At 70.7% G+C, this 4742-nt stretch carries 4 protein-coding genes and 1 pseudogene; 2 read left to right on the forward strand and 3 right to left on the reverse strand.

Annotation, left to right across the window (positions count from 1 at the left end):
* From AP428_RS23865 to AP428_RS23875, 3 genes and pseudogenes are all read right to left on the reverse strand, one after another.
* A pseudogene (locus AP428_RS23865) lies at positions 1-1571 on the reverse strand (DUF802 domain-containing protein); the annotation flags it as partial.
* A 10-nt stretch (positions 1572-1581) separates the two neighbouring features.
* Positions 1582-2373 carry a DUF3348 domain-containing protein gene (locus tag AP428_RS23870; protein ID WP_011548347.1) on the reverse strand — a complete coding sequence of 264 codons (792 nt, stop codon included), beginning with the start codon at positions 2371-2373 and terminating at the stop codon, positions 1582-1584.
* A gap of 425 nt (positions 2374-2798) precedes the next feature.
* Entirely contained in the window at positions 2799-3437 is a 639-nt protein-coding gene (locus tag AP428_RS23875; RefSeq protein ID WP_011548348.1) for a LysE family translocator, read from the reverse strand.
* A gap of 150 nt (positions 3438-3587) precedes the next feature.
* On the opposite strand from AP428_RS23875, the gene AP428_RS23880 reads away from it, so the two are divergent.
* Both AP428_RS23880 and AP428_RS23885 read left to right on the forward strand, forming a co-directional pair.
* Entirely contained in the window at positions 3588-4052 is a 465-nt protein-coding gene (locus AP428_RS23880) for a GNAT family N-acetyltransferase (RefSeq protein ID WP_041489423.1), read from the forward strand.
* A 49-nt stretch (positions 4053-4101) separates the two neighbouring features.
* A complete protein-coding gene (locus AP428_RS23885; protein ID WP_011548350.1) occupies positions 4102-4680 on the forward strand; it encodes a hypothetical protein in 579 nt (192 codons plus the stop codon).
* Positions 4681-4742: the final 62 nt, after the last annotated feature.

Consider the following 4742-nt stretch of genomic DNA (forward strand, 5'->3'; position numbering starts at 1 on the left):
CGCCGCCAGTTGCGACTGCAGACCGGTGTGCGACTCGCGGATCGTCGTCAGCAGATCGGTCGAGCGTTGTTCGAACGTCGACGCCTGGCGGCGAGATCGCGCGTCGTTTGCGCAAGCGCGTCGCAGATTTCCTGCTGACGGCCCGCGCTATGCGCGCCCGCACGCTGCCACTCGTCGCCGAGCTTCGCGGCCATCGCGGCCAGCGAGTCGTTCCATGCAGCGAGACGTTCTTCATCACGCGCCGCCAGTTGCGTCTGCAAACCCGCGTGCGACTCGTGCATCGCGGCGAGCGTCGCGGCCGAATGGCGTTCGAACGTCGCGGCGGCTTCGCCCAGCGCGCGTGCATGCTGGCCGGCCAGCGTCTCGCCGACCTGCTCCTGGCGCGCCAGCGCCTCGCGCCATGCGTCCGACAGGCGGCCTTCGGTCGACTCGAGGCGCGTCGCGACGCCGTCGAGCAGATCCGACGAACGCTGCGCGAACGTGTCGGTGAACTGGCCGAGCGTCGTCTGCAACTGCTGCGCGACCGCGTCGCCCGCGCGGCGCTGTTCGTCGAGCGCCCGGTTCCACACGGCCGTCACGTTGCCAGTGGTCTTCTCGAAGCCTTCGGTCAGCCCGTCGAGCTGACGCTGCACCGCGCCCGTCACGGTGTCGCGCAGCGCGGCCATCTCCTGCGCGAGCCCCGTCATCGTCGCGGCGACGACCGGCTGCAGCGCGGCGCCGGCCACGCGCGCGCTTTCGGCGGCGCTTTCCTTCAGCGCGTCGCCGACGTTCGACGCCAGGCCCGCATACGCCCGCTCGGTCCGGTCGAAAAATGCCTGCTGGCTTTCGATCTGACGATCGTGCAACGCAACGCTGCGCGCCTCGAGCGTCGTCATCATCGTCTGCAACCGGTCGACCAGCGCCGGCATCACGTCGGCCTGGCGCTGCAGCAGCCGGAACGATTCGTCGCGCTGGTGCGCGGACGAATGCACGCGCAGCGTCGTCGCGATCTTCGCGTCGAGTTGCTGAGCCGCGTCGATCCGCTCGCGGCGCACGAGCGCGGACAGCAGCCCGAGCATCGCGGACGTCGCCACACCGGCGATCGACGTGCCGAACGCGAACCCGAGCCCCTTCACCGGCGCGATCAGCGACGCACGGATCGCATCGAGATCGGTCGCGCTCTCGAGCGCGGCGCCCGTGCCCTTCAGCGTGACGACCATCCCGAGCAGCGTGCCGAGCATGCCGAGCAGCACCAGCAGGCCGACGAGGTAAGGCGTGAGCGCCGGGCCCGGCAGCGCGACGCGCGCGCCTTCGACCCGGGCGCGCACCGCGCCGCGCAGGCCCGGATGCAGCGTGTCGAGCCACGGGTCGAGCGTCGCGGGCGGCGCGCTCAGGCCGGCGACCGCGTGCGACAGCGTGGCGGTCGCCTGCCGGTAGCGCAGCAGCTCCCATGCGCCGGCGACGTAGCACGCGCCGATCAGCAGCGTGACGGCCGCCGCCAGCGGGTTCGACGCGACATAGCCGGCACCGATCCAGCCCACTGCGAGCAGACCGGCGACGAAGACAACGAGATCAAGGCGAATTCTGGACATAGCGTGTTGATTAGCAGGTGCGAAGGGCCGCGAGCAGCCCGTCTACCGTTTGAAACCGGACTTCGAGTTCGGCAAGCAGAATGCTGTGCATCTCGTCGCGAAACGTATCGAGCCACGCGCCGGGCACGATCGCCGCGACGGTCGGGGTGTCGGCCGCCGCGCCCTCATCGGCCAGAGCGGATGCGTCGGCGTCAGGCGCAGCGGCGGCCGCGGCCACGGCTTCAGCCTCGGCCAGCGCCTGCCGCTCCGCGTCGCGCAGCCGCGCGAAGCGCGTGCCGAGCAGCGCGGGTATGGCCGACAGCAGGCTGCGCTCGCGCGCGCCGAGCACGCGCTCCATGATCGTGTCGAGCGTCGCAAGCCGCGCCATTCCGGACGAGCGCGCGGCGAGCGCGACCCGCAGGCGGCCGCGCAACTGGCCGATCGCCGTTTCCATGTCCTGCTGGAGGGTCAGGTACCGCTGGCGGAAATCCGCGAAATCGGCCGTATCGGCGGCCGGCGGCGGCAGGTCGCCCGGCCGGCGCCGCGCGCGCGGCCGCTGGGTGGCCGTGATCGCCTGCGCGAGGTCGTGGCGCACGCGCGCGCAGTCGCGCTCGGCGTCGTAGCCGCGCACGCCGGCCGCGACACCCGGCGGGCTCGCATTCAACGCGGACGACAGCGTGATCGCGTCGGTCCAGCCGAGCCACTGGCTCAGCCGGTCGGACAGCGTCTGCCGGGATTCCGCGACGTCGGCATCGGCCAGGCGCGCGAGCAGCCGGACGAGCGTCGGACCGCTCAACGCCGGGCGCGGAGATGCTTGCACCATGCTGCAAACCGTCAAAAAAGGCAGCAGTTTACACGTCGTCGGGCGGTCGGCCGCCAGAATCGGGGAAGCGGCGCGGTTCGGCGTGCCGCGCGATACACGCGAAGGCCCGTCGCGCAAGGCTCGGCGGACGGTGGTGACGAGCGGGAAACACGGGAGGCGGCGGCTGGCGAGCGGCCGCGCCATCGGGAAGCCATGCGTGTGTGTTTGCAGCGCCGACCCGGCGTGAACGATGAAGGGGCCGAGCCGCCACGACGGGGGGCGGGCATTCCGCAAGCCGCGCCTGACCATGGCCTGACGATGAACCGGTAATCCTGGAATTCGGGACGCCGATGCGCGCTCGGGCGAACGGCGCGGGCGGTGCCCGCCGCTAACCGGCGACGGCCACGGCCGGCCGCCACCACGTGTTGATAGAGAAAGAGAAGCGCTCAGATCCCCGCTTTCGGCGCATTCAGGATCAGCCGCAGCCCGAGCAGCGTGATCGCACCGGCCGCGATGCGGTCGACCCACTTCTTCGCGCGCAGGTAGAGTTCGCGCGGCCGGCGCGTCGAGAAGCACAGCGCGACGAGCGTGTACCAGCCGAATTCGACCGCGAACACGAGCGGCGGCAGCGCGAGATAGCACCACAGCGGCGGGTGCTGCGGGAGCAGCGCCGCGAAGATGCTGCCGTACCAGATCGCCGTCTTCGGGTTGCTGAGCTGGGTCGTGAGGCCGGTCCAGAACGACTTGCGCGCGCTGCCGCCGGCCATCGCCTGCGGATCGTCCATCGCGATCGGCCGGTCGGCGCCGCGCCAGATCTTCGACGCCATGTAGATCAGGTACACGCCGCCCGCGACCTTGAGGCCCACATACAGCCATTCGACGGCCTGCAGCAGCGTGTAAAGCCCGGCCAGCGCGACGCCGCCGAACACGATGCCGCCGATGCCCATGCCGAGTGCGGTGGCCAGCCCGTCGCGGCGCGATAGCCCGATCGAGTTGCGGGCCACCAGCACGAAGCTCGGGCCCGGAATCATCGCGCCGAGAAACAGCGCAGCGAGGATGGCGAGTACGGCAGCCGATGCGGTCATCGAAGTCTCCTGGGTGAGCGACGCCGCTGCGCCGGCGCCTGCGTGTCGTTTCCGACGGTCGAGCCGCTGATTCTGGCACGCTTCGCGCATGGCCGAAAGCGGCCGTGCGCTGCTATGCTGGCCCTCTTTCCTGTCATCTCGCGCCGCCCCATGATCGCGATCCGCGCCGCCCGCTATCCCGACGATGCCGCCGCCGTCGAAGCGATCTTTCGCGAGTACGTCGCGAGCCCGACCGTCAGCCTCGCTTTCCAGGACTACGAGCCGGAAATCGCCGCGCTGCCCGGCAAATACGCGGCGCCGCGCGGGCAGCTGCTGCTCGCGTGGCGCGGCGAGCGCGTGGTCGGCTGCGCGGCGTTCCGCGAAATCGACGCGGCGACCTGCGAGATGAAGCGCGTGTACGTGCGGCCCGACGCACGCGGGCTGAACGTCGGCCGCCAGCTCGTCGAACGGCTGCTGCGCGACGCGAAGGCGGCCGGTTACGCGCGCATGTGCCTCGACGTGCTGCCCGAGTTCGTCGCCGCCCGGCAACTGTATGCGTCGCTCGGCTTCACGCCCGCGCCGCCCGTCGCGTTCAATCCGGTGCCGGGCACGGACTTTCTCGGGCGCGATCTGTAACGTCGCGCGGCTCATCCCCCTTTTTCTCCTTTCGACCGGACCGCCCGCCATGCGCGCTCTTCGCCTTTCCGCCCTGCTGCTCCCGCTGCTTGCCGCATTCCCGCTCAGCGTCCGCGCCGACACCCTGCCGAAGTCGATCGCCGCGCACCTGCCACCCGGCTACCAGCCGCTGCTCGCGCAAGCCGGCCCCGATGTCGACAACGGACGCCACAGCTTTCTCGTCGTCGTGCATCGCGCGGTCGACACGCGCGACCAACCATCGCCGCGCCCGCTGCTGATCTACGAGGAACAGGCCGACCACACCTACCGGCTCGCCGCCCGCAACGACCAGGTCGTGCTGCGTGCGAACGAAGGCGGCCAGTGCGACCCGTTCGATCCTGAAGATGCCGCCGACAACGGCTTGTCGGTGAAGGGCCGCTATTTCACCGTGCAGAACTTCGTCGCGTGCGGCCAGCACTGGACCGACTACATCACGTTCCGCTACGACCCGCGCACGCACGGCTGGCTCTTTTCGAACCAGATCGTCACCGAATCGTTTCCGCTCGACGACCAGCCCGACCACGTCACCGTCACGCGCGCCGACGCGCACCGGCCAGTGTCGTTCGGGCAGTGGAAACGCAAAGACTGAAGGCTGCGCGCCGCCACGCCCGCGCGGTGGTGCCGTTTTTCAACGCGACGCGACGCGCCGCG

The sequence above is a fragment of the Burkholderia sp. E168m22 genome (genome assembly GCF_001319805.1).
Lineage (GTDB): Bacteria > Pseudomonadota > Gammaproteobacteria > Burkholderiales > Burkholderiaceae > Burkholderia > Burkholderia orbicola.

Excerpts from the sequence above, each read along its gene's own strand:
- AP428_RS23885 (WP_011548350.1), top strand. The coding sequence starts at position 4,102 with ATGCGCGCTCTTCGCCTTTCCGCCCTGCTGCTCCCGCTGCTTGCCGCA.
- AP428_RS23875 (WP_011548348.1), bottom strand. The coding sequence starts at position 3,437 with ATGACCGCATCGGCTGCCGTACTCGCCATCCTCGCTGCGCTGTTTCTC.
- AP428_RS23880 (WP_041489423.1), top strand. The coding sequence starts at position 3,588 with ATGATCGCGATCCGCGCCGCCCGCTATCCCGACGATGCCGCCGCCGTC.
- AP428_RS23870 (WP_011548347.1), bottom strand. The coding sequence starts at position 2,373 with ATGGTGCAAGCATCTCCGCGCCCGGCGTTGAGCGGTCCGACGCTCGTC.